Raw genomic sequence first — 25,225 nt, forward strand, 5'->3', positions numbered from 1 at the left:
AAAACCATATAAAGATTAACTTCGCACGTTTGCAAAACAAGTAAATAAATGAAACGTTCAGGAACAGCAGATTTACCTCTTCACTATGGCAAAGTACCGCCATGGCTGTATGAACGCATGTCTGTTCTGGGGCTTTCGATCGTGGAAGTCATTTTAATGGATTATGGCAAAGATGAAGTTCTCCGCAGATTGGCAGATCCGTTCTGGTTTCAAAGCTTTGGAGCTGTCATGGGAATGGATTGGCATTCTTCAGGAATTACTACATCCGTGATGGGTGCTTTAAAACGTTCCGTCAATCCCCATTCACAGTCCCTCGGACTTTATATCTGTGGAGGAAAAGGTAAATTTTCCAGAGACACCCCATCAGAATTGATCCAGATTGCTGATAAAACAGGCTTGAATGGAACCGAATTGGTAAAAGCAAGCAAACTTTCGGCAAAAGTTGATAATACGGCTATTCATGACGGGTATCAATTGTATCTGCATAATTTTATTCTTGCTGACAATGGAAACTGGAGCGTAGTTCAGCAGGGAATGCATGAATCCGACGGAACTGCAAGGCGTTATCATTGGCATTCCGGGAATATAAAATCTTTTGTTGAAGAGCCACACACAGGAATTAACGGAGTTTTCAGAGGACAAATCCTCAATCTTACTGCTGCAGAAGCTTCCGGTAACAGGAAAGGTATTGTAGAAATTTCCCATACGGATTCTGCACAGATCATGAGTGATTTTTCGAGGCTGATCCTCCCCAATCACCATGATGTACAGGCTTCAGATGTAGATTTGAAACGTTTGGGGGCACTTTTATATGTAACCCGGGAACAGCAGCCTCAAAATTTCGAAGATTTATTGATGCTGGAAGGAGTAGGGCCAAGAACCATGCAGTCTTTAGCTTTAGTGAGCGAAGTCATTCATGGGGCACCGTCAAGATTTACCGATCCTGCAAGATTTTCGTTTGCCCACGGTGGAAAAGACGGACATCCTTTCCCCGTTCCTGTCAAAGTATATGATGAAAGCATCAATATCCTCAAAAAAGGAATTGAAAAATCCAAATTAGGGAATGCAGATAAACTGAAAACGTTAAATAAGCTGCATCAGGTGATCACAACTGCTGAAAAAAACTTTACTCCAGATTTCGATATTCAGCAGGTTATTGAAGAAGAAAGACAGAATTCATGGCGGTTCGGAGGAAAAACCGTTTTCGGAGACGCTCAAAAGCCCGGTGCTTCCCAGTCAATCCAATTGTCTTTATTTTAAGAATATTCTGTTGAATAGTTAAAAAAAATAAATTTCCTGCATTGAATGCGAGAAAAATTTTATTTTTAAGATCCTAAAAAACAGCTAGTCAGATGAATTATAAAGCCCTGGAAGTTTCCTATGATTTTCCGTTTTTCTTACCCGAAGAACTTGATGAGATATTTAAGGCTCATGAGAAAGTTGAGTTTCAAAAAGGGGATTTTATCCTTGAGGAAGGGAAAACCGCTAATGAATACTATATTATAGAAAACGGACTGGCCCGCTCATTCGTCAATGACTTCAACGGGAATGAAGTAACTACCCATTTCTTTATAGACAATGAGGTGGTGATTGAAGTCTCTTCACTGTTCCAAAGAATTCCCACCCAGGAAAACATCGTATGTATCACAGATTGTGAATGCTGGAAACTGGATTTTGATGTTTTTCAGGACCTTTTTCATAAAATTCCGAACCTTAGAGAATGGGGTAGATCTTGGATGTCTCAACAGCTTTTTGCCTATAAACAGCGTTCTGTGGAAATGTTTACGCTTTCTGCCACCAAACGCTATCTCAATTTATTGGAACAAAAATCCCAGGTAGTACAATATGCCCCATTGAAACAGATTGCTTCTTATCTGGGGGTTACAGACACTTCTTTAAGCCGGATCCGGAAAGAATTGGTTTCCCATCCCAAGAAAATTTAAATCTTGTCTTATGGCAAGTTGATTTTCATACCAACTTGGTAATTTTGGTTAAAAGTTTAACACTTAATAATTACAAAATGAAAATCAATCAAATCTATGTCAATCTTCCCGTAAAAGATATTCAGAAAACAAGAGAATTCTGGACAAAGCTTGGTTTTTCCATCAATGAACAGTTTTCAGATGACAAAGCTGTCTGTGTGGTCATGAAAGAAGATATCTATACTATGTTCCTGACAGAAGAATATTTCCAGACTTTTTCCGAAAGACCTGTTCCAAAAGGAGATACAACGCAGGTTCTTGTTGCCATTGGGTTAAACAGTCGTGAAGAAGTAGATAAAGTAGTAAATACAGCTTTGGAAAACGGTGCTTCACAGCATGAAGAACCTCAAGATTACGGATGGATGTACCAAAATTCTTTCTGGGACATCAATGGACATGGCTGGAATGTAACTTTTGCAGATATGTCTCAGTTTCCCACTGAATAATTTTAATACAGGTTGTAAATAAAATCTGCATAATCTGACAAATCCTTGGAAAAAATAGACTCTAACCACTAAAATAGAAATATGGAAACAATAACAAACGATATTGAAATTATAAAAGTACAGGCATTCAGCAATTATAAAGTGATTTCTATGAATCTGGAAGGGATTACCCACGAAGAATCCATGATCTTTCCTAACGGGGATGCCAATTGCATGAACTGGATATTAGGGCACCTGATTTACATAAGAAATGCTTTCCTGAATATCCTGGGTGAAGAACCGGTTTGGAATGGTGAAAAGTTCTCAGCCTATAACAGAGGAGAAATTCCATTGAACAGAAAAGACGAGTTCGTGAATTTTGAAGACTTAAAATCCTATTTAAAAAGTTCTCAGGATAAACTGGAATCCGCATTCAGTAAGCTAGAAAAAATTGAACCGGAAAACGTTAACGATATTGCTATTTTATCCTTTCATGAGATTTACCACAGCGGACAATTAGGATACCTTAGAAGAATCCTCGGAAAACCCGGAGCAATAAAGTAGATTCAAAAAATCTGTGTCATCTGCTCAATCAGCGAGAAACAAAAAACTAAAATACCATGGAAAATTCATTCTCAATACTTCATAATCTGGAGGCAAGCGCAACATTGGAAAATGTTTTCCAGATGTTTTCCGTTCCAGGGTTTTTAAATGAATGGTGGACTCACTATTGTGAAGGAGCTCCGGAATTGGACTCAGAATATACCTTTGAATTTTCCGGAGAATATATCTGGAAAGGAAAAGTTTCAAAAATCAATCCTCCTTTTGAAATTGAATATGTAATGACAGAAGCGGATAAAGACTGGATGGGAACTCAGGTGGGATGTATTCTTAAAGAAACAAAACACGGAACCCGCATACGTTTTTATCATTCAGGATGGAAATCCACCAATGACCATTTCAGACAGACGTCTTTCTGTTGGGCCATGTATTTAAGAATCCTGAAAAAGTTTGTAGAAGAAGGACTTCATGTTCCTTATTCTGAACGAGACAATTTCTAAATTAAAATTAAAAAAAATCAATCAAATGGACACACCAAAATCAAAAAAATTAGAAATCATTATTCCTGCTTTCAGAGGACATAGTCAGAGCTTTCTGATGGTTCTCGATGGAATATCAGAAGAAGATGCATTAAAAAGAATAGAAGGAAGAACCAATCATATCGTTTGGATGGTGGGGAATTTCCTGGATATGCGCTATGCAATGGGAGGAATTCTTGGGCTTAACGAAGAATTTCCATACAAAGACTTGTTCTTTCAGGGAAAAGCATTGGATGAAAATTTGAAATATCCGACTCTGCAGCAACTTAAAGAAGAATTTCATAAAATTTCACCCCTTGTATACCAGAAATTACTTGAAGTTTCCGATGAAGAACTGGAAAAAGCTTTCCCAATGGGAATGAACATCGATTTCTTCCCGGAAACCGTATTAAGCTTTATCGGAATGTGTATCGGACGTGAAGATTATCTGTCCGGACAAATAGGATTGATGCGCAGAATTCTCGGATATGAGGGAATGAAATACGATTTTGACAAGGATCTTAAATACTGATCAATGACTCCCAAAGAAAAAGGATATAAAGCGGTGAACGGAATCAGGATGTATTATGAAATATATGGTTCCGGAAAGCCTTTGGTACTCATTCATGGAGGAGGCTCATCCATTCTGTTTGATTTCAAGGAAGTGATTGCAAGGCTCGAAAACAAATTTCAATTAATTGGTATTGATTTGCAAAACCACGGAATGACAGAGCATAGGGATATTCCGGAAACCTTCGAACAGGACGCTCACGATGTAGCCGCTCTATTAAAAGAAATCAATATCCACAAAGCATTGTTCTGGGGATTCAGCAACGGAGGAAATACCGTCATGCAGATTGCCCATCTTTATCCGGGAATGGTAGAAAAGTTAATTGTAGCGTCTGCTTTTTTCAAAAGAAACGGAATGATAGACGGATTTTTTGAGGGAATGCAGGAAGCCACTCTGGATGTAATGCCGGAACCGCTTAAAATCAATTTTTTAAACCTTAATCCGGATTTCTCAAAACTGGAAAACCTTTTTGATAAAGACAGTAAGAGAATGCAGAATTTTGAAGACTGGAGTGAAGATATCTTAACCTCCATAGACTCTCCAACCTTACTGATTACCGGTGATAAAGATGTAATGAAACCGGAACATACCGTGGAAATGTGGCGTTTGATCCCGGATTCCCAATTAATGATCCTTCCCGCCACTCATGGCTCTTATATGATGGCTGACTTTGAAGGAAATATCGATCGGAACTTAATCAGCTTAACAACATCAGAAGTAGAAAAATTTCTAAACTAATATTAACTTTTTAAAAATAAAAATCATGGCTAAATTAAATCCCTACCTAAATTTTGACGGAAAAGCAGAAGAAGCTTTCAATTTTTACAAATCTGTTTTCGGAGGTGAATTCCTTGGAGAAATTCATAAAATGGGAAATGCTCCCGGAACGGAAAACCTATCAGAAGCAGACAAAAACAGAGTAATGCATATTGCGCTTCCCATTGGAAACGATCTTTTAATGGCTTCAGATATAGTTCCGGCATTCGGGCAGACTTTAAACGTAGGAAATAATAACTACGTTTCCATATTCCCTGATTCAAGAGAGGAAGCCGACAGGCTTTTCAAAGGACTTTCAGAAGGAGGAAATATAGAAATGCCGATTGAAGACCAGTTCTGGGGCGACTATTTCGGGAGCTTTCAGGACAAATACGGTGTTCATTGGATGGTGAACTATAACGAAGAATACGCAAAATAATCTTATATTTAACTCATTATAAACGGGTGGTCAATTTTGCTTTGACCGCCCTTTCACACCACATTTTAAAAATAGAATTATATGGAACCAGTTAAAATTGACATCACTATTTTAGAACCTGTTCAGAAGGTTTGGGATTATTACAATACCCCTAAGCATATTATGAAATGGAATTTTGCCCATGAATCATGGCAATGCCCAAGTTCCGAAAATGATTTAAGAGTAGGCGGAAAATTTAAAAACAGAATGGAAGCTAAAGACGGAAGCTTCGGTTTTGACTTTGAGGGGGTCTATGATGAAGTAATTCCCAATGAGAAAATAAAATATCATATGGAAGACGGAAGAAATGTAGAAGTAAACTTTGATGAAATTGATGAAAGCACCACCAAAGTCCGTATAGAATTTGATCCTGAGAAACAAAACTCTGTGGAAATGCAAAGAGACGGATGGTATGCCATTCTTAACAATTTTCATAAATACGTAGAAAACCACTAAAAAATTTCCTGAAGACCATGCTCAATTTAGTGATAATGGCGAGATGTCTCAATTCCATTTGTGCAGATAATCATACTGTTAAAGGGGATTTTCTCAAGGGTATTATTGCAATGCCTGCGAGAAGAGCGTTGGAAAAAGAGAAAATAGATACATTGGAAAAGCTTTCCTGTTATTCCGAAGAAGAAATCAGGAACCTACATGGTTTCGGAAAGAATGCAATGGAAAAGCTGAAGAATCACATGAACAAATATAAGGTTTCCTTTAAAAATGAAAATTTCGAGATTAAGTCCTGATGATGCTGAAAAGCTGAGTATTCTGGAAAAATTATACGTAGAAGTTTTTGAGGTAAATAACTCTCAGAATCCGGGATTGGAATATTTCAAAAGCCTCTTAAAGAACGACAATTTTATCTATCTTGTTGCCGAAAATGAACAGGGGATAACAGGAGGATTGACAGCTTATCTCATGCCATCGCTTCATGGGCATCTGGAAGTATATGTTTACGACCTGGCCGTTAAAACTCATTTTCAGAGAAAAGGAACCGGAACCTTATTAATGCAGAAAATATTTGAAGTCTCTAAAAATCTCGGAGCTACAGAAGTCTTTCTTCAGGCAGATAATATAGATGAGCATGCTTTAAGATTCTACAGAAAATTAAAAGGCATTCCGGAGGAAGACATAACCAATTTTTCGTACAAATTATAAAAGTAAAAAAAAATGAACAACGATATTTTCCCGTGTCTCTGGTATGACGGAGATGCGAAACAGTCAGCAGATTTCTACTGCAAAGTCTTCAACGGAAAAATTACCGCAGATACACCGGTTGTATTGAATATTGATCTTTTTGGACAGAAACTAATGTTGCTAAACGGAGGTCCTCACTTCCAGAAAAATGCATCCGTTTCCTTTATGGTGATCTGTGAAACAGAAGATGGGGTTCAAAACTATTGGGACCAGTTAATGGAAGGAGGGATGGCTTTAATGCCATTAGATTCTTACCCATGGAGTAAAAAATACGGTTGGGTGAGAGATCAGTTTGGAGTTACCTGGCAACTTTTTTTGGGAGAAAAGGCAAGCGATCAGAAAATTGTTCCAACGTTGATGTTTATCCATCAAAACAATGGAAAGGCGATGGAAGCCATGGAATTTTATACCCAGACTTTTCCGAACTCAAGCATAGGAAATGTTTTAAGATATAAGGACGGAGGAGAACCCGGTGAAGTTCCGGAGAATGTTCAGCATGCCCATTTTATAATTGATGGTTATAGTCTGTTCTGTATGGATAACTCTTATGATCACCAGTTTGATTTCAATGAAGGGATTTCCATGGTCATCATGACAGACGATCAGGAGCAGACGGATTATCTTTGGAACACTCTTATTTCAAATGGGGGAAGAGAAAGCATGTGTGGTTGGCTGAAAGATAAATATGGCTTCAGTTGGCAGATCGTCCCGAAAAGATTGATTCAGCTTATGAGCGATCCTGATCAGGAAAAAGCTCAGAAAGTGGTACAGGCCATGATGAAAATGCAGAAAATCATGATCAAAGATTTAGAAGAAGCTTATCATTCTTAAAACTGTTTCGGCTTGCTGTTTGATGTGATGTAGGAAAGATTTGCTTATGAAAACACAGAACAAGTCACAATCTAAATCAAAAGTCCCCAAAGAAGGCCTATTTCCGGAAATCATCCGCGAAAACTATCTTGGAAGCCACAAATTAGCCGGTAAGAGGGCAATAATAACAGGTGGGGACAGTGGAATAGGACAAGCCGTCGCTGTTCATTTTGCAAGAGAGGGAGCAGATGTAGCCATCATTTACAAAGAAAGCGATGATGATGCGAAAGAAACTAAAAGACTGGTTGAAAAAGAAGGGAAGGAATGTATCGTATTGAAAGGGGACCTTACCAAAAAAACCTTCAGGACAAAATGCCTGAACACCATCAAGGAAGAATGGAAAGGTCTAGATATTCTGGTGAATAATGCCGGAATTCATACCTCCAAAGATACTCTTGAAAAAATCTCTGATGAACAGATAGAAGATACCTTTAATACGAATATCATTTCAATGATCGCGTTTACCAGGGCTTTTTTGCCTTTAATAGGTGAGGGAGGAAGAATTATTTGTACAACATCCGTTACCGCATATCGTGGAAGTGACCATCTTATTGATTATGCAGCTACCAAAGGGGCAATTTTATCTTTCATACGTTCCTTATCTACCAATCTTGCGGAAAAGAAGATTTTAGTTAACGGAATTGCACCCGGACCCATATGGACCCCATTGGTAAAGGAAACATTCGATGATCTTTCAACCTTTGGAAAAGATACTCCGCTACAACGTGCTGGACAGCCTTCCGAAGTAGCTCCGGCTTTTGTATTTCTTGCTTCCGAAGATGCCAATTATATCACAGGAGAAGTTATACATATCAACGGCGGTGGTTTTGTGGGCGGATAAATAGTATATTTGAGTCATACATCAATTATTAAATTAAAATTACGGAATGGAGACATTAACTTTTGAAGTCCAAATAGAAGCAACACCCGAAAAAGTATGGAGCGTGCTTTGGAATGATATAAGCTACAGACAATGGACAACCGCATTTACGGAAGGTTCATTTTATGAAGGAACCCTTGAAGAAGGAACCATTGTAAAGTTTTTTGACCCCAATAATAACGGAATGTTCAGCCGTGTGGATAAAAACGTGCCCAATAAGGAAATGAAATTCCTACACTTGGGTGAAATCTATGATGGTGTGGAACAACCGCAGGATTGGGGAGAAGCTACGGAATCTTATATTTTGGAAGAAACAGAATCCGGGACCACTTTAAAAGGGGTTATACAGACTCCGGAAGAATTTAAAGGGTTCTTTGAAGAGAAGTTCCCGACAGCATTGGGAATTATAAAAAACCTTGCAGAAAATCAACTGTAAACCTAACTAAATATATTAATATGGAAACATTATCTTATGAAACAGTAATTAATGCTCCCCTACAAAAAGTTTGGGACGTTCTTTGGGGGCCGGAAACCTATGGTCAGTGGACACAATTTTTCAGTCCGGATTCATCGGGATCAAAGATGAAAACCGATTGGAAGGTAGGTGGGAAAACTTACTTTCTTAATGCCAATGACGAAGGGATGGTTTCAACCATAGACAGTATGGATGAACCGAACCAGATTGTGTTTAAACATTTGGGAATGGTAAGCAACGGAGTAGAAGATACTCAAAGTAAAGAAATCATGGAATGGAGCGGTGCTTTTGAGAAATATTTCTTAACGGATTTGGACGGTAAAACAAAACTGCATACAGAAGTGCAGGTGGATAAAGAATGGGAAGAACATATGAATACAGGTTTCATCAAAGGATTGGAAATAGTGAAAAACCTTGCTGAAAATTCATGAAGCTTTTAGTTGTTCTTTTCGGTACGTGTATTCTGGCTTTGTTGGGAACCAAAATTTTTCAGGGAAGCTGGAATTTTTTATTTTCGGGAAACCTGGGAATGGCTGTCTTCATCATTTTTACAGGACTTTCACATTTTAAATTTCAGAAAGGAATGGCTATGATGATCCCTGATTTTATCCCTGCCAAAATGTTTTGGGTATATTGTACCGGATTCATTGAAATTGCTGCCGGAATTGGTTTAATGATTCCGTCTATTCGTGAAACGACGGCTGTTTTGTTAATAGTGTTTTATGTATTGGTTTTTGTGGCGAATATCAATTCCTCAAAGAAGAACATCAATATATTCAAAGCGGATTACACCGGCCCCGGAATGAAGTATCTTTATACGGAAAGAATTCCGATGCAGATCATTTTAATTGCCTGGACCTGGTATTTTGGGATCTATTTATCCTAAAAAAACTGACAAAATTTCAGAAAAAATAAAACGGAAGGTGTTTTGCTTTCCGTTTCTTGTTTTTATTTAAATACCCACTTTGTCATTCAGAATAAAGCGCATCGGAATGAAGAATCCCTTGCATAAGATTATTTAGCCGTTAGAAGATTCTTCACTTTGTTCAGGATAACAGAGTGCATTATAAAAGAGAAAAGTCATGGTTGAGAAAAATATTTTAAATTTATTAAAGTAAAATAAAAAGACCGATCGTCATAGCAATATGGAGGTTGTCGAAAAAATAACAATGCCACAGAAGGACAAGGACAATATCATTGCTCAGACCGTATCCAGTTACGGAGGTAAGCTGATGTCCTACATTCGTCCCAAAGTGAAAAACACGGAAGATGCAGAAGATATTCTGCAGGAAGTGTGGTACCAGTTCAGTAGTCTTACCAATCTTTCCGAGATTGTAAACGTAGGGGGTTGGCTGTACAGGGTTACGGCAAATAAAATCACAGACCGCTATCGTAAAAAGAAGACAGAAAATCTTGAAGATTTTGTATACGAAGATGAAGACGGAGACTTCTCCATTAAGGATATCTTATTAATGGATGAAAGTGCCGGCCCGGAAATCAAGATGTTTCAGGATGAGATCTGGAAAAAATTATTTGAAGCATTAGACGAACTTCCTGAAAAGCAAAGACTGGTATATGTTGAAAATGAACTGAACGATAAAACTCTCCAGGAGATCGCGGATGAACAAGGCGAAAATATCAAGACGATTATCAGCAGAAAAAATTATGCTGTGAAGCATTTAAGAAATAGATTAAGAAAGTTATACGAAGATTTAAACAGTTAAGAACGAAAATATGATGAATCATAAACACAAAAAAGGTTGGATTTTTTTAATTCTTTGTCCGCCATTGATTTTTCTTGGAGTTACGTGGATTGTAATGTGGCTTTGGAACCTGTTGCTTCCTGAAATTTTGGGCGTGAAATCAATAACATTCTGGCAGGCCATGGGAATCTTGGTTTTAAGTAAAATCCTTTTTGGAGGATTCCATGGTAAGTTCGGAAGAGGGGTGAGAGATTTTAAAGAAAGAAAAATGAGAGAAAAAATGATGAATTTATCTCCTGAAGAAAGAGAAAAATTCAAAGAAGTATGGAGAAGCAGATGCGAAAGCGGGTTCTTCAACAGGAACAAAGGAACCAACGAATAATTGTAAAGAAGTAGTAAAGTAAAATCACAATTCATTCGTCTCTATAAAAAACAAGAAGTAGTAAAATTTAAAATTTTGAAAAATGAAAAATTCAGCATTAAAAGGTGCGCTGGGAGCACTGGCCGTGGTGGGCGTTGCATTAGTGGCTAAAAAAATAGGAGAAAGAAAAAAATTCATGAGAGGTATTTTTGATGAATACGGAATCAAGGAAAAATCTCCATTTGGCCTTGCAGACAAAATCAGAGAAATGAATGATGAGCAGTATCAGGAACTGAAAGGTAAATTCAAAAAAGAATTTGGAGCTGGAAGATGCTGCAAAAGAAGAGAAGAAAGTTTTGAAGCATAATATTATTTAAAACTAAATTTGAAATTGTTATTCCGGCGCGGGAAGCTCTGCTTCCCGCGCCGGAACTTTTATATTTGGACATTCTGTCATTCTGAGCGCAGCGAAGAATCTCACTCCATAATCTTAACTTCTTATTTCATCTTAATGCTTATTATTAAAAACCATTTGTCATTCCGTAGGAATCTAAGCTGGCTCATTTTGAGATTCTTCGCTGCACTCAGAATGACAACTATATTTTGATATTGAAACCCATCAATTCGGAAAATAAATCCTTATTTTTGCATCGTTACATGAAAGATTACTATTATTTTTTAGGGATTTCTCAGGATGCTTCGGAAGAAGACATCAAAAAGGCTTATAGAAAGCTTTCTTTAAAATACCATCCCGATAAAAATGACAATGATGATTTTTTTGCCGACCGTTTCCGTGAAATTCAGGAAGCGTATGAGATTTTGAGTGACTCTTCAAAAAGAAGAACTTATGATCAGAGCCTGGAAAATCATCAGAAAAGTTTCAGGTATAATGTTCCGCCGTCTATAAAAACCTTTACCTCCAATAAAATCCATGCAAAAAAAGGGGAGGAGATTATCATCAACTGGCAAACCAGCAATGCGGATGTTGTAAAGGTTCTTCCTTTTGGACTCGAAAAACCTTTTGGAGAAAGAATTTTTAAGATTACAGAATTTAAGGATGGGAAATTTCAGCTTCTTCTTCATGCAACCAATTCGCTGTTGCATAAAACGGTTGTACAGGGTATTACGATTACAGAAGTTTTTGAAAATGATGGAGAAAAATTCAGAAATGATGTGGAAGATTTATTCAAATCACAGCCGAGAACGGTGACTAATCCACATGGCCAGCCGAAAATTGTGAAAATTTTAGTGGCAGTTATATTATTAGTGTTGGCGCTGTATTTTCTAGTGAAAAACTTTACTTAAGCCAGCTTTTTCCTTCCCGGGCATTTTTTGCAACGTTTTCCTGTTTTGAATTTCTTACAGCAAGACTTTTTTCCGCAGTACATCTCTTCCGTGTGGCCAGAGTATGCAGGTGCTAATGGTGCTACTTTAAATGGGACAATCAAATTCATACTGCAAATATATTAATTTAGAATAAATATAATTAATAAATTTTCAAAAAATATTTGAAAGCTGATAATCAGCATATTGACGGCTGTTTTTAAGATTGGGAAAAACATGATTGATCCCTTATCTTATATCTTAGCTCTGAAAAATTATCTGGAGCCCCGTTATTGTAAACTGATACTCAATTTTTTTACTTTTTTTTACCTGTTTTTCCTCTCTTGTACAATCCCTTAAAAAATTGTAATTTTACGAATCTTTTTTACAAACAAAATCTAATATAAAAAATGAATACAGAACAGTTTGTGAACCGTCACATTTCCTTAAATGAAGCCGATAAACAGGCCATGTTGGAAAAGATTGGCGTTTCAAGTATTGAAGAGTTAATTTCTCAAACCATCCCATCTTCTATCCGTTTAGAAAAAGACCTTGACATCTCAGAACCTCTTTCAGAATACCAGATGCTTATCCGCTCAAAAGAATTGGCATCAAAGAATACTGAGTTTACGAGCTATATTGGTTTTGGATATTACAATACACTTTTACCATCAGCTATTCAGAGAAATATCTTTGAAAACCCCAGCTGGTATACGGCATATACTCCTTATCAGGCAGAAATAGCACAGGGAAGATTAGAAGCTCTTCTTAATTTCCAGACTGTTGTATGTGATCTTACAGGTTTTCCGTTAGCTAATGCTTCGTTACTGGATGAATCTACAGCTGCTGCAGAAGCTATGCACATGTTCTTCAACAACAGAACTAAAGATCAGAAAAAAGCAAACGCGAACAAATTCTTTGTTTCCGACCTTGTTTTACCGCAGACAGTTTCCGTTTTAAAAACGAAAGCAGAAGGATTGGAAATTGAAATCGTTGTAGGCGACCACAAAACACATGAGTTTGACGGTTCTTATTATGGAGTGTTATTACAGTATCCGGGTAAAAACGGTATTGTTCTGGATTATACGGAAAATATCACAGATTATAAAAAACTTGATTTACAAGTTGTTGTAGCTTGCGATCCGATGGCGTTGGTGAAACTGAAGTCACCGGCTTCCATGGGAGCTGACTGTGCTGTAGGAACAACCCAGAGATTCGGTATTCCAATGGGATACGGAGGCCCTCACGCAGCATTTTTCTCCTGCAGGGAAGATTATAAGAGAGACATTCCGGGAAGAATTATCGGGGTTTCTCAGGATATGTACGGAAGACGTGCATTGAGAATGGCTTTACAGACGAGAGAACAGCACATCAAAAGAGAAAGAGCGACTTCAAACATTTGTACAGCTCAGGTTCTTTTGGCGGTAATGGCAGGAATGTATGCTGTTTATCATGGCCCGAAAGGATTAAACTATATCGCTGATCAGATCCATTTTAAAGCAAATGCATTAAATAATGGTCTTAAAGCTTTAGGGTACAATACGGTTGAGGAGCCAATCTTTGATACGGTGAAAATCTCAATGAGCGAAGACGAAAAAGGAAGATTGATGAGAATGATGAAAGATCATAAAATCAATCTTAATTACTTCACAGAAGGAGTCGTAAGCATTGCTATCAACGAAAGTACTACCCTTGAGAAGCTGAATTATCTGATGACTTCTTTTGCCCAGTTTAAAGATAAGCAGGCTTTCAAATTGGAAATTAAAGAAGGATACAGCATTCCTGCAGACATCCTGAGAAAAGATGAAATCCTTACGGAAGAAGTATTCAACAAATATCATACGGAAACAGAATTGATGCGTTACATCAAGCGCCTGGAAAGAAAAGACCTGTCTTTGACACATTCTATGATTTCTTTGGGGTCTTGTACGATGAAGCTTAATGCAGCAACCCAGATGTTGCCACTTTCGTGGGATAATTGGGGAAGTGTTCACCCGTTTGTACCGGTTGATCAGGCTCAGGGGTATCAGGAAATGATCCGTGAGCTTGAAAAAGATTTAGCAGAAATCACAGGCTTTGCAGGAACTTCACTTCAGCCGAATTCCGGAGCACAGGGAGAATATGCAGGATTGATGGTGATCAGAGAATATCATAAATCAAGAGGGGAGGCTCACAGAAATGTGGTATTGATCCCTCAGTCTGCTCACGGAACCAATCCGGCGTCTGCAGCAATGGCAGGAATGAAAATTGTTGTCGTTAAAAACCTTGAAAACGGAGAAATTGATTTCGAAGATTTAAAAGCTAAAACAGAACAGCATTCTGAGAACTTATCTTGTGTAATGATCACGTATCCGTCCACTTACGGATTCTTTGATGCCAACATTAAAGAAATTACCAACTTAATTCACCAACACGGAGGACAAGTATATATGGATGGTGCCAATATGAACGCTCAGGTAGGATACACAAGTCCTGGAAACATCGGAGCAGATGTTTGTCACCTGAACCTTCACAAAACCTTCGCCATTCCTCACGGGGGAGGAGGTCCTGGAGTGGGGCCAATCTGTGTGGCTAAACATTTAGTTCCTTTCCTTCCTACCAATGCGAATATTAGAATCGGATCTAAAGAAGCTATTGAAGGGATTTCCGCTGCACCTTACGGTTCAGGATTGATCTTGAATATCTCTTACGCTTATATTAAAATGTTAGGTACTTCAGGCTTGAAAAAAGCTACTGAACACGCCATCTTAAATGCCAACTATTTAAAAGAAATATTAGCTGAGCATTTCCCAATCTTATATTCCAACGAAAACGGAAAAGTAGCGCACGAATGTATCGTAGACTTCAGACAATTCAAGTCTTTAGGAATTGAAGTAGCTGATGTAGCGAAGAGATTAATGGATTATGGTTTCCATGCTCCTACAGTTTCTTTCCCTGTAGCAGGAACATTAATGATCGAGCCTACAGAATCTGAAAGCAAAGCAGAAATCGACCGTTTTGCAGAAGCATTGATCTCTATCAAAAAAGAAATCGATGAAATTGCTAACGGAGAAGCAGATGCAACGAACAACGTATTGAAAAATGCGCCTCACACAGAGCAATTGGTAATCTCAGATTCTTGGGATAAGCCATACAGTAGAGAAAAAGCAGCGTATCCGCTAGAGTGGGTAAGAGACCACAAATTCTTTGCTTCCGTATCCAGAGTAGATGAAGCGTACGGAGACAGAAACTTAGTTTGTACTTGTGAGCCGATTGAAGCTTATATGTAATTAAAAAGTTTTTTAGATATAAAAAATCCCTCTCAGTTTTGAGAGGGATTTTTTTGCTATTATTGCTATTGAAGTTTTATTATTTTGATAAACATAAATCTTAAAATATATCCAAATAAAGAAAATTATATTTTTCGGCTTTTAATTAAAAAGTTAATATTTATAATTAAAAAGTGAAGAAAAACACCTATTCCAATACAATAAACTAAAAAATAGTGAAGGAAATAGAATATATTAGCTGTAGGGGTTATCGGAGACATATTTCCTGTAAATATTGAAGATATACTATAAGGAAGTAATGTTGCGAAAGTCCAAAAATTATTTTTGTCTAATTCTACTTTTTTAACTCTGTAATATTGAAGTTCATTTTTAAGGTAGTTAATGTCTTGGGTTATTGCGTTTCCAAATGTCATAGAATCCAACTCGTTTTGATCTCCACCTTTATATAATTTATTTTTTAATGTACCATTTTTGCTAAATATATAAATAGTTGCTGTGAAATTTCTAGCAGGAATAGTAGGAACAACATCCGTATGTATTATGTAATTTTTTGTAAAAGCCAATTGTTTTAAATCTTTTAATTGTTTGTTTAAGATAATGCTGTTTGATAATTTTATATTTTCAAGATCTTTAATCTTTTGAGGGATGGATTTTGAATCATTAATCCATTCATTAAGTCTTATCTGTTTTTGATTGGTATGAATAGCAGTTTTAAATTCAAAACTAGCAGGATTATTTTTGAGCATTAAAATATATATGAAAGGAAAGATAACTAAATGCAAAATCAATATAATTGAGAGAGAAGTAATTGCATATTTAGATTTTTTATATCGTTCATCTTTTGATTTTCTGTATAGATACACACATAAACATAAAATAAGTAGAATTAAAAAGGTTGTTGAAAAAAACTCAGCAACTCCAAATGAGATATTAAGGGTTAAAATTATTGTCATATAAGTAAATTATTATTCTGTAGTTTATTTTTAATGTTATTAAAATAAAAGAAAATACAATATACTAATTACGGAAATCCGTAATCCTATTTTGGAAATTATTAATTTTATATGTAATTAAAAGTTTTTTAGATATAAAAAATCCCTTTCAAAAACTGAAAGGGACTTTTATTCTATGTCAATTATCTATTATGGTTTTAACGACTGCTGAATGATTTTTTTCTTTCAATGGTATTCATTATAATAAAAATGATATAAGTAAGTATAAAAATTATCAATGGAACTTTAAAAGCTAAATAGTCAAACATTTTTATTGGAGTTTGTATTAATCTACTTGCTATAGGAGATAACATTAATATTAAACTAATAATTGTCACTGAAATTTTATTCTTCCACTTGATGAAATTTAAAGCGATACCAATAATTCCAAATATGGCAAACAATTGATCAATATTTCCAAAATCAAAAACAGTGAAAATTAGCCATAAAATAAATGGAAGTCCAATCATTTGTCCCGCAAGGATTATTGAAAAATAAGATATTATTGACGTTATTCGGATTAAGTTTTTCATTTTTATTTTGAATCAAATATTTTTATTAATTCAATTCGTATTTTTTTCATGCAATAGTTTCATTCTTTGCTTCCAATTTCCTAATCAATCCCGCCTTCACCACCGTCAACGCATAATCCTTCGCCTCCGCAAAAGAAATCCCATATTGACGCGCAATATTCCTCATATCTTCCGGAAATTGAGATAATAAGCTGTCATAATACTGATCCAGGAATTCCCGTGAAGGCATTTCATAATTAATTTTCAATTGAAAACGTCTGATCAAGGCCGTATCAATAATTTCAGGATGATTGGTGGCACAAAGCAAAAGGGCATTTTCAGGATAGTAATCGATCAGTTGAAGCAAAGTATTCACTAATCTTCTCATTTCGCCCACATCTTTATCATCACTTCCTCTTGCTTTCCCGATCTGATCCAGTTCGTCAAGAAAAAGTACAGATCTTTCACGGCCCGCTTTATCGAAGATCATTTTGATATTCTGGGAAGTTTCTCCGATTCGGGAGGAAACAATATTGCTCAAATTGAGGATGATAATACTTTTCCCTAAAGCATTCGCAATGGCTTTGGCGGTCATGGTTTTTCCACAACCCGAACTTCCCTGAAGAAGAACTTTGTTGTTGACCGGAAGCCCGTATTCCTGAAGTTCCTTGATATAGGTATGCTCTTTAATGAGCTGTACAAACTGTTCCTTATTGGCTGGAGCTAGAAAAACATCATTCAGCGTTACCTCTTCTTTGTCCTGGATAATAAGATTGTACAGATTCATAATTCAAAAATTAATGATTGCAAAGATAAAGCTTTCTGGAAGTAAAAAGAAAAGCCGAACTTCAAGTTCGGATAGACTAATATAATATTAAAATTTGTTCGTTATTTAGTAAACGGTCTTTTTATGTTTTTGGGCCCTTTTACTCCCGATGAGTAAAAGAGCAGCAATCTGAAGTCAGATTAAAAACATAAACAATACAATTCAGTTCTGAAAATCTTAATTAGTATTCTCTCTTCTAACAGTTGCGAAATAAGAAGCTAATACTACTAAACATGTTGCGATTCCGATGTAAGTTACCATTTTGCTTAATTTTTAATTTATTTGATTATTTTTGTTAATTTGATAATGCAAAGTTACAACTTTAAATTGATATTGCAAGACCGAAATCATGATGTATATCAGTTGTTTATGGGTGTTTTGTGTTAAATTTAAGTAATCTTTAGTTTATAATTATTTAATATATTATTGTGAATTTATTGTGGCTTTAATTATATTTTGTTTAAAAAATTAAAAAATTCACAAGCTTTTGAAGACTTCCATAGTGAACCTGACAAAACAAAATAGAAAGAATGGGATGCATAATAGTTGTAAAAAGAGTGTTTTTGAGACGTGAAAATTTCAACAGAAAGTGATTTCTTTGATAAGAAATTCATTTTCGGCTCATTTTTATCAGAATTATATGAGATTATTTATAGAAATAGATTTGCTAATTTTGCAATCATAAAAAGCATGAATATGGGACGGAGCTATATGTATCTGCTGTTGGCTATTGCTTTTGAAATTGTAGCCACCACTTTTTTAAAAAAATCGGAAGGGTTTACCAAGCTTGTGCCTTCTATTATTACTGCGGTAGGCTATGCCGTTGCTTTTTATTGCTTGAGCCTTACTCTTCGTCAAATACCGGTAGGAATTACGTATGCCATCTGGTCCGGAGTGGGAATTGTATGCATTACAATTATCGGGATCATTGCTTTTAAGCAGGTTCCGGACTGGCCTGCCATCATAGGAATTGTATTAATTATCATTGGAGTAATGATCATTAATCTTTTTTCAAAAATGGGAACACATTAAGATTAATATAACTTCTGATCCTGCTCACAGTAAAAGCTTCGTCTTTTTCCAAGACCGGTATATTTCTTCACAAGCTTTTGCCCGCATTTTGGGCAAGTCGTTTTGGTATGAACCAGCCAGTGTTTTTTCAGAACAAATTCCCTTTTCCACTCTAAAAAATCAAAACTGTAGCTTCTGGCTTCTGCAATAAGTTCTTTCAACTTTTTAAGAGGTAAATTTCCAATTACACTTTCAGGGTGCACACCGATTCTGAAGAGGACTTCATTTTTGATAATGTTACCAACGCCGGAAAAAATATCCTGATCCATTAAAGCATCGCAAACCATCATTTGAGGTTTTGCTTTCAGTTTCTTTTCTGCTTTCAGGGGATTCCATTGATCACTTAAAACATCAGCTTCCCAATCGATTTGGGATAAATAGTTAATTTCGAGAAACTTTACGGAGCAGGTATAAAAATAGATGCTTCCGGTTTTAAAATTCAAAGCTAAACGTAGGCTTTTATCGGGTTTTGTCTGTTCGTCGACACTGTATGAACCAAACATGAGTAAATGGATTCTAATACAGAATTCATCAAAAACCAAATAGGTCTGTTTCCCAAACGTCCGGATTTCAAGTAAGATCTTTCCTTCTAAAGGATTTTTATCAAATTGAGCATTCCCGGAAGCATCCATGACTTTTTCACCTGTGAATTTTTGCAGGCTTTCTTTCATCAATAGTATGGACGGACCTTCCGGCATGGAGAGAATTTAGATAATCAAAAGCAAGAATTTTGCCATTAAAAACCTAAGATTACAGATGTAAGCTATTGAACATTTCTATATATTTATCCTTGAACACCTTTTCCGCATTTTCAGGAAAGCGGAATCCATTGGGACCTACATAAATCTGCTTTACCTGTTCATTATTTTCTACAGATCGGATCTGGTTGTATTTGCTCAACCAGATATCAAAATGCTCTATAAGCTTATTAGCCTCATCCAATAGTTCCGGCGGTAAATAATGGCCATTGTTGAGCAATACATCGCGAATATGCTTATTTGAATGATACATGATTTCATTTTCATAATAAGGATCGTATTCTTTCAGCCTGGAATATTTATTCTTGAACCCTAATGAAGTACGGTTAAGATGTATATAAACCTGTCCCAGTAATTCCACCGTGTTTTTTCTCCACTCAAAATGAGCGGTGTCTTTTTGAGATAGTTTCTCAAATTCCCTTTTGATGAGAGCTTGTTGTCTCTCGGTCCTTTTGTGGAATAAATAGACGATAACAGATGTAATCAAAGTTGTGATGATCGTGCTGCTTAGTATTTGTTTTAATAATTCAGACATGGTTTTCGTTTTTATTGAACTAAGTTAAGGTAAGAACAGTAAAGTTATTTAAGGGTTTTTACGGATGCATACCGTTTTTAATACGGTCTTTTTTTGAAAAAAATAATGGATTTCTTTACTACAAATAAAATTTGAAGTAATTTTGAAAAATGATGAATTTAAACCAGATTTACACCAATCAGCGTACCGGAAACAATCCTCATACTAAAGCTTCAAGAACGGATTTTCAGAGAGATTTTGACAGAATTATCTTCTCCTCTGCATTCAGAAGACTTCAGAATAAAACACAGGTTTTTCCGCTTCCCGGAAGTGTTTTTGTACATAACCGTTTGACGCATTCTCTGGAAGTTTCATCAGTGGGAAGAAGTTTGGGAAGCACCATCGGTGAATTTATTTTTGAAGGCTTTCAGAATGATCTTACGGAAGATTCAAAGAACTTTTATCTTCATAATCTTGGAAACGTAATTGCTGCAGCTTGTTTATGCCATGATGTGGGAAATCCGGCTTTCGGACATTCAGGGGAAGATGCTATTGCAAGCTATTTCGAAAAAAATGAAAGAGATCTGAAACCTAAATTTTCTGAAAAAGAATGGGCAGATTTAGTCAATTTTGAAGGAAATGCCAATGCCATAAGGGTTTTAGCCCATCAACAGCAGGGAAAAGACGAAGGGGGAACTCAGCTTACAATGACCACATTGGCAAGTATTGCCAAATATCCGTGTGAGGCTATTGCCAAGAAAAAAGGAATCATCCACAGAAAGAAGTTCGGGTTTTTCCAGAACGAAAAAGAAACATTCTTACAAATCGCAAAAGGAACCAGTCTGATCTCCGAAAGCGAAGAGCCCTATATTTTTAAAAGACATCCCTTTGTATGGCTGGTTGAAGCGGCCGACGATATTTGCTATAATATCATTGATATGGAGGATGCCCACAGATTAGGGATTGTATCTACTGCAGACTGTAAAAACCTGTTCTTTGAACTGGTAAAGTCTGAAACCGATGATGTAGACAGGGTGAAAAGAAAGCTCGATTCCATTGGTAATGATAACGAAAAGATTTCCTATCTGAGAGCGAAAGTGATTAATGCCTTGATCAATAAATCCATTGACTTATACAAGCAGAATTTCACCACCATTCTTGAAGGAAATTTAGATAAAGCACTTCTGGATATTTACAAATCCGAAAACAAAACATTACAGGATATTGAAAGCTTTTCAATAGAGAAGATTTATAACCATAAAGCCGTTGTCGAGATTGAAAATGCCGGATATAATGTAATGTATGAATTATTGGATCATTTTATCCCGCCCATATTAAAACCTAAAGAAGAGAGGAAATCTTACGATAAAATGGCTTTAAAGCTTCTTCCTAAACAATTTATATATGAAGAAGGTTCAGATTACCAGAAAGTCCTTGGAGTGATTGATTTTGTATCGGGGATGACGGATAACTACGCTACCGATCTTTACAGGAAAATTAAAGGAATAGATATAGGCATGACAGTCTAAATATTTGAAAATAAAGTGGTATATTTATAACAAAACATACATTATTACTACTTATTCAAAAAATATTAAACTATGAATGCTTCTTTTTTATTAGCACCCCTTATTTTTTTCGGGCTTATTATCCTGTTCGCTTCATTCTTTGTTGTTAAGCAGGAAACAGCTGCAATTATTGAACGCTTTGGGAAATTCCAGTCGGTAAGACATTCCGGGCTTCATCTTAAAATTCCGATCATCGATCAGATTGCTAAAAGACTGAATTTGAGAATCCAGCAATTGGATGTCATGATTGATACTAAAACGTTGGATAATGTTTTCATTAAAATGAAAATTTCCGTTCAATATCAGGTGATCAGAACGCAGGTGGGTGATGCTTATTACCGTTTGGAAAATCCTGAAAACCAGATTACGTCTTATGTTTTCGATGTGGTGAGAGCGGAAGTCCCTAAATTGAAACTGGATGATGTTTTTGTGAAGAAAGACGATATTGCAATTGCAGTAAAAGGGGAATTACAGGAAGCGATGCAAAGCTATGGATACGACATCATTAAAGCATTGGTAACAGATATTGATCCCGACGAACAGGTGAAGCACGCCATGAACAGGATCAACGCTGCAGAAAGAGAAAAAACTGCCGCAGAATACGAGTCTGAAGCACAAAGAATCAGAATTGTTGCCGTGGCTAAAGCTGAAGCAGAATCCAAAAAGCTGCAGGGACAAGGAATTGCAGATCAGAGAAGAGAAATTGCAAAAGGTCTTGAAGAATCTGTTAGAATGCTGAATAATGTTGACATTAATTCTCATGAAGCTTCTGCCTTAATCGTTGTTACCCAGCATTATGATACGCTACATTCCGTAGGAGCGAGTAACAGGAGCAACCTTGTTTTGTTGCCGAATTCTCCCACTGCGGCAAGCAATATGCTGAATGATCTGGTTGTAGCCATGACAACAGCAAATACGGTAGGAGAAGTTACTAAAGGTAATTATCCGCCACCTGCAAAAGAGCATGGACATTAAAATAAAAAACTCCCGGATTTCGGGAGTTTTTTATTTATTTCTTGGTTTTGGAAACCTGTCTGATTAAAGTGTACTTAATGGAAGAAGCATCTGCAGGAGGATTGGCAATTTTTTCGGTTTTTACCTTTAAAACATATTCATATCCGGGTTCATAAGTGAAACCTTCAATGTTGCTGTAAAAATTCGTCCAGCTTTCTTCTTGCTTCTCTTTTACCTGAAGGCATTTCATAGGAGCAACGCCTGTACAGTCTGCTGTTTCAGGTCCCACAATAAAAGTTTTCTCATTTTCATTGGCTGCATTGGCAGAAGCGGTGCACTGTGTAATCGCAAATAACATGAAGGCTGGAATAATGCCTTTTAGGGAGGTACGGATACTTCTCATAATTCTGATTTTTATCTCTCAGGCGACAATTACCATGCCGAAATGTATTGATAAAAAGACAACACTGTCGTTAATCTACTCTTGTTTTTTAGTTTTTAATTAATTAATTTGAACCCCTAACTTTTCACCAAACCACAAAGTAAAATAATATGGAGAACCCGATGCCAATCGAGAATTACAGGATCCATCAGCCGGAAGCATGGGCGGGAAGCATGGATGATCAACAGCTGATAAGAAGAATAAAAGAATCTGATTTTTCAGAAAGTCAGATCAATGAAGGAAGGGATTATTGTTATTTTCTTGATAAAAAGTATTGTACAAGCAATACGGAAAATAAAGAGTATGTATGCATGGCATATACCCTTAATGAACCTTCTAATCTGGAAAGAGCATCCGTAACGGATATTGTTGTTGAAGAAAATGAAATATACAATATACACCGGATAAGTGTTCTGAGGGACGGAGTTTTAATAGATAAGATCCCGGATACCAAAATTAAAGTTTTGGATAATGAAAATCAAAGCAGCGGAGGGATTTTAAGCAGTAATAAAAAAATAAATATTACCATAAAAGATCTGAGGCTTTATGATGTCCTGATTCTGGAAGATACCCGTGTAAAGGGCTTTACGGACCGTGACTTTTTGAGAAAAGAATTTTCAAAATACGTTTGGGTAAGTCCGGATAATTACTGGGCATACGGAAACTTCAGATTCACATTTATCAACGAGCGCAATGAAACGATTGCTTACAAAAAAACATTCTTCAGAGATGAGCAGGGAAATGTTCTGGACCCTGAGGTTAATTATTTGAAGAAGGGAGAGCAATTTATTATTGATGAGGAAAACTATATCAATCCGGTAGATGCTAATCGTGAAATTTTCCCTTTCATAGATTTCGCTACTGAAAGCACCTGGAAAGACCTGTCCAATTATATTGCTCCGATTTACGAAGAAATTTTCAGTAAGGCTTCTTTGCAGGAGTTTGCTCCGAATCTGGTTGAAAAACTGGATGCTATAGCTGATCAGGATGAAAAGCTCCAGTTTGCTGTTGAATATGTTCAGAATCATATTTATTATATTTTCAATGCGGATGAAATGAATGGACATAAACCACAGGATCCATCCGTTACCTATCAGAATAAGCAAGGGGATTGCAAGGCCAAATCAGTTTTATTAAAAGTGATTCTGGATTATATAGGTATTGATTCTTCTATTGTCTTAGTGAATTTTCACACCGATTTTTATATTAAATACTACCTTCCATCTTTACTAAGCTTCAATCATGTGATTGTTAAAATCAATTATAAAGGTGAAACGTATTTTATAGATGCAACGATCCGTGATGAATTCGGTTTGATCGAAAACAGAGGCTTCATCTACTTTATGCATTATCTTGAAGTGAAGCGAGATCAGGAACTACAGGAACGGAAAGCTTATAAATTCCCATATTATTGTATTGATGAAAAAGTGGAATTTCACGCCCAGGATACGAAAGGAACCCTGAAACTCACAACAACCTATAAAGGCAATCGGGCTAATGCGATGAGAAGGTATTTTAAAAATACCAATAAAAGGGAAGTAGTCGACAGCTGGAATAATTTCCTGTTTTATAGTCTGAATTATTCCAATGACAGAAATGGAACGGATGTAAGAAACATCTTTAAAGATGCCATCATTGATATTGTAAGTGATGATAAAAAGCTGAACGAATTTAAAATTCAGTATCAGGCAACGGTTGAAAATCCCTATTATGTGGATGCCAAAAACAATCGATTCCTGATGTATTTTGACCGTAATGTAGTAAAGGCAAGCGCAAGAGATTTCATGCATAAGGATTTGCCTTTCTGGCATAATTTCGACAGTGAGAGATATGAGATCCATCTTTATACCGATCAGAAAATAGATACGGACGAAAAGTATACTGCTCAGGAAAGTACGATCAATAATCCGTATTTTGAATATACAAGCCGAAAGAAAATCACTAAAAACGGTGCAGCGGTATTTATAGATTACAAGCCTTTAGTAAACCTGGAAATTCCGCCCTCTGAATTTGAAGATTTCAGAACGGCACATCATACGGTGGCCGATAGTAATTTCGGGTTGGGGATTGATATCATTGAACCGGGACTGATGAACCGGCTTAAATTTAGTTTTAAAAAACGTTTTAATAATTAAGACAAATAATTTCGGGCGGGGTGCAAAGCACCCTGCCCGAAACTTATAATGCAATTTACAGCCTGAAACCTTTGATCCTCC

General features: G+C 36.4%; 32 protein-coding genes. 25 read left to right on the plus strand and 7 right to left on the minus strand.

What is annotated here, in order from left to right; translation table 11 throughout:
* Positions 1–48: 48 nt before the first annotated feature.
* The 20 genes from BCF58_RS05525 (at position 49) to BCF58_RS05620 (ending at position 12,085) form a co-directional block, all read left to right on the plus strand.
* Positions 49–1,260: a DUF763 domain-containing protein gene (locus BCF58_RS05525; RefSeq protein WP_121460774.1), complete on the plus strand. Its 1,212-nt coding sequence runs from the start codon at positions 49–51 to the stop codon at positions 1,258–1,260.
* A 92-nt stretch (positions 1,261–1,352) separates the two neighbouring features.
* Complete coding sequence (locus BCF58_RS05530; protein WP_121460775.1) at positions 1,353–1,943, plus strand: Crp/Fnr family transcriptional regulator; 591 nt, start codon at positions 1,353–1,355, stop codon at positions 1,941–1,943.
* Positions 1,944–2,020: 77 nt separating this feature from the next.
* Positions 2,021–2,428, plus strand: a complete 408-nt coding sequence (locus BCF58_RS05535; protein ID WP_121460776.1) for a VOC family protein — start codon at positions 2,021–2,023, stop codon at positions 2,426–2,428.
* Positions 2,429–2,509: 81 nt separating this feature from the next.
* Positions 2,510–2,971, plus strand: coding sequence for a hypothetical protein (locus BCF58_RS05540; RefSeq protein WP_121460777.1), 462 nt, complete (start codon positions 2,510–2,512; stop codon positions 2,969–2,971).
* A 56-nt stretch (positions 2,972–3,027) separates the two neighbouring features.
* Positions 3,028–3,468, plus strand: a complete 441-nt coding sequence (locus BCF58_RS05545) for an SRPBCC family protein (protein WP_121460778.1) — start codon at positions 3,028–3,030, stop codon at positions 3,466–3,468.
* A 25-nt stretch (positions 3,469–3,493) separates the two neighbouring features.
* Positions 3,494–4,018: a DinB family protein gene (locus BCF58_RS05550; RefSeq protein ID WP_121461055.1), complete on the plus strand. Its 525-nt coding sequence runs from the start codon at positions 3,494–3,496 to the stop codon at positions 4,016–4,018.
* Positions 4,019–4,021: 3 nt separating this feature from the next.
* Entirely contained in the window at positions 4,022–4,795 is a 774-nt protein-coding gene (locus tag BCF58_RS05555; protein WP_121460779.1) for an alpha/beta fold hydrolase, read from the plus strand.
* Positions 4,796–4,820: 25 nt separating this feature from the next.
* Positions 4,821–5,252 (plus strand): VOC family protein, encoded by a 432-nt coding sequence (locus BCF58_RS05560; RefSeq protein ID WP_121460780.1) that lies wholly within the window; start codon positions 4,821–4,823, stop codon positions 5,250–5,252.
* A gap of 81 nt (positions 5,253–5,333) precedes the next feature.
* Positions 5,334–5,747 (plus strand): SRPBCC family protein, encoded by a 414-nt coding sequence (locus tag BCF58_RS05565; RefSeq protein ID WP_121460781.1) that lies wholly within the window; start codon positions 5,334–5,336, stop codon positions 5,745–5,747.
* 35 nt (positions 5,748–5,782) lie between these two features.
* Complete coding sequence (locus BCF58_RS05570; protein ID WP_228434741.1) at positions 5,783–6,040, plus strand: helix-hairpin-helix domain-containing protein; 258 nt, start codon at positions 5,783–5,785, stop codon at positions 6,038–6,040.
* A complete protein-coding gene (locus BCF58_RS05575) occupies positions 6,015–6,452 on the plus strand; it encodes a GNAT family N-acetyltransferase (RefSeq protein WP_121460783.1) in 438 nt (145 codons plus the stop codon). Before BCF58_RS05570 ends, BCF58_RS05575 begins: the two co-directional genes overlap by 26 nt.
* Before the next feature lie 12 nt (positions 6,453–6,464).
* Entirely contained in the window at positions 6,465–7,322 is an 858-nt protein-coding gene (locus BCF58_RS05580) for a VOC family protein (protein WP_121460784.1), read from the plus strand.
* 46 nt (positions 7,323–7,368) lie between these two features.
* Positions 7,369–8,202, plus strand: a complete 834-nt coding sequence (locus tag BCF58_RS05585; protein WP_121460785.1) for an SDR family oxidoreductase — start codon at positions 7,369–7,371, stop codon at positions 8,200–8,202.
* A 46-nt stretch (positions 8,203–8,248) separates the two neighbouring features.
* Positions 8,249–8,677: an SRPBCC family protein gene (locus BCF58_RS05590; RefSeq protein ID WP_121460786.1), complete on the plus strand. Its 429-nt coding sequence runs from the start codon at positions 8,249–8,251 to the stop codon at positions 8,675–8,677.
* A 20-nt stretch (positions 8,678–8,697) separates the two neighbouring features.
* Entirely contained in the window at positions 8,698–9,147 is a 450-nt protein-coding gene (locus BCF58_RS05595; protein ID WP_121460787.1) for an SRPBCC family protein, read from the plus strand.
* Positions 9,144–9,602, plus strand: coding sequence for a DoxX family protein (locus BCF58_RS05600; protein ID WP_121460788.1), 459 nt, complete (start codon positions 9,144–9,146; stop codon positions 9,600–9,602). Before BCF58_RS05595 ends, BCF58_RS05600 begins: the two co-directional genes overlap by 4 nt.
* A gap of 283 nt (positions 9,603–9,885) precedes the next feature.
* Positions 9,886–10,440, plus strand: coding sequence for an RNA polymerase sigma factor (locus BCF58_RS05605; RefSeq protein ID WP_228434742.1), 555 nt, complete (start codon positions 9,886–9,888; stop codon positions 10,438–10,440).
* A gap of 10 nt (positions 10,441–10,450) precedes the next feature.
* The gene (locus tag BCF58_RS05610) at positions 10,451–10,801 is read left to right on the plus strand and encodes a hypothetical protein (RefSeq protein WP_228434743.1); all 351 of its coding nucleotides are present in this window, start codon (positions 10,451–10,453) and stop codon (positions 10,799–10,801) included.
* Positions 10,802–10,883: 82 nt separating this feature from the next.
* Positions 10,884–11,147 (plus strand): hypothetical protein, encoded by a 264-nt coding sequence (locus BCF58_RS05615; RefSeq protein WP_121460790.1) that lies wholly within the window; start codon positions 10,884–10,886, stop codon positions 11,145–11,147.
* 290 nt (positions 11,148–11,437) lie between these two features.
* Positions 11,438–12,085 carry a J domain-containing protein gene (locus tag BCF58_RS05620; RefSeq protein WP_121460791.1) on the plus strand — a complete coding sequence of 216 codons (648 nt, stop codon included), beginning with the start codon at positions 11,438–11,440 and terminating at the stop codon, positions 12,083–12,085.
* On the opposite strand, the gene BCF58_RS17345 is transcribed toward BCF58_RS05620, so the two are convergent.
* Positions 12,082–12,234: a hypothetical protein gene (locus tag BCF58_RS17345; RefSeq protein ID WP_170148974.1), complete on the minus strand. Its 153-nt coding sequence runs from the start codon at positions 12,232–12,234 to the stop codon at positions 12,082–12,084. The two genes, BCF58_RS05620 and BCF58_RS17345, sit on opposite strands and share 4 nt — an antisense overlap.
* A gap of 279 nt (positions 12,235–12,513) precedes the next feature.
* On the opposite strand from BCF58_RS17345, the gene gcvP reads away from it, so the two are divergent.
* Positions 12,514–15,372, plus strand: coding sequence for an aminomethyl-transferring glycine dehydrogenase (gene gcvP / locus BCF58_RS05625; protein ID WP_121460792.1), 2,859 nt, complete (start codon positions 12,514–12,516; stop codon positions 15,370–15,372).
* Positions 15,373–15,497: 125 nt separating this feature from the next.
* On the opposite strand, the gene BCF58_RS05630 is transcribed toward gcvP, so the two are convergent.
* From BCF58_RS05630 to BCF58_RS05645, 3 genes are all read right to left on the minus strand, one after another.
* Positions 15,498–16,325, minus strand: coding sequence for a hypothetical protein (locus tag BCF58_RS05630; RefSeq protein ID WP_147462034.1), 828 nt, complete (start codon positions 16,323–16,325; stop codon positions 15,498–15,500).
* Between the two features lie 197 nt (positions 16,326–16,522).
* Positions 16,523–16,897, minus strand: coding sequence for a hypothetical protein (locus tag BCF58_RS05640; RefSeq protein ID WP_121460795.1), 375 nt, complete (start codon positions 16,895–16,897; stop codon positions 16,523–16,525).
* Between the two features lie 46 nt (positions 16,898–16,943).
* On the minus strand, positions 16,944–17,663 hold the full coding sequence (locus BCF58_RS05645; RefSeq protein WP_121460796.1) for an AAA family ATPase: 720 nt from the start codon (positions 17,661–17,663) through the stop codon (positions 16,944–16,946).
* Between the two features lie 735 nt (positions 17,664–18,398).
* Between BCF58_RS05645 and BCF58_RS05650 the strand changes: the two genes are divergently transcribed.
* Positions 18,399–18,734, plus strand: coding sequence for a DMT family transporter (locus tag BCF58_RS05650; RefSeq protein ID WP_121461057.1), 336 nt, complete (start codon positions 18,399–18,401; stop codon positions 18,732–18,734).
* Between the two features lie 2 nt (positions 18,735–18,736).
* Here the strand turns inward: BCF58_RS05650 and BCF58_RS05655 are convergent, their stop codons facing one another.
* Positions 18,737–19,471: a DNA-formamidopyrimidine glycosylase family protein gene (locus tag BCF58_RS05655; protein WP_121460797.1), complete on the minus strand. Its 735-nt coding sequence runs from the start codon at positions 19,469–19,471 to the stop codon at positions 18,737–18,739.
* A gap of 52 nt (positions 19,472–19,523) precedes the next feature.
* The gene (locus tag BCF58_RS05660; protein ID WP_121460798.1) at positions 19,524–20,066 is read right to left on the minus strand and encodes a hypothetical protein; all 543 of its coding nucleotides are present in this window, start codon (positions 20,064–20,066) and stop codon (positions 19,524–19,526) included.
* A 152-nt stretch (positions 20,067–20,218) separates the two neighbouring features.
* On the opposite strand from BCF58_RS05660, the gene dgt reads away from it, so the two are divergent.
* Both dgt and BCF58_RS05670 read left to right on the plus strand, forming a co-directional pair.
* On the plus strand, positions 20,219–21,574 hold the full coding sequence (gene dgt, locus BCF58_RS05665) for a dGTP triphosphohydrolase (RefSeq protein WP_121461058.1): 1,356 nt from the start codon (positions 20,219–20,221) through the stop codon (positions 21,572–21,574).
* A gap of 72 nt (positions 21,575–21,646) precedes the next feature.
* On the plus strand, positions 21,647–22,588 hold the full coding sequence (locus BCF58_RS05670; protein ID WP_121460799.1) for an SPFH domain-containing protein: 942 nt from the start codon (positions 21,647–21,649) through the stop codon (positions 22,586–22,588).
* Between the two features lie 34 nt (positions 22,589–22,622).
* On the opposite strand, the gene BCF58_RS05675 is transcribed toward BCF58_RS05670, so the two are convergent.
* Positions 22,623–22,970, minus strand: a complete 348-nt coding sequence (locus BCF58_RS05675) for a DUF4377 domain-containing protein (RefSeq protein ID WP_121460800.1) — start codon at positions 22,968–22,970, stop codon at positions 22,623–22,625.
* A 149-nt stretch (positions 22,971–23,119) separates the two neighbouring features.
* On the opposite strand from BCF58_RS05675, the gene BCF58_RS05680 reads away from it, so the two are divergent.
* Positions 23,120–25,144, plus strand: a complete 2,025-nt coding sequence (locus BCF58_RS05680) for a DUF3857 domain-containing protein (protein WP_121460801.1) — start codon at positions 23,120–23,122, stop codon at positions 25,142–25,144.
* The last annotated feature ends 81 nt before the right edge of the window (positions 25,145–25,225 follow it).

Origin of the sequence: Chryseobacterium defluvii, from assembly GCF_003634775.1 — a bacterium.
In the GTDB taxonomy this organism is placed as follows: domain Bacteria; phylum Bacteroidota; class Bacteroidia; order Flavobacteriales; family Weeksellaceae; genus Chryseobacterium; species Chryseobacterium defluvii.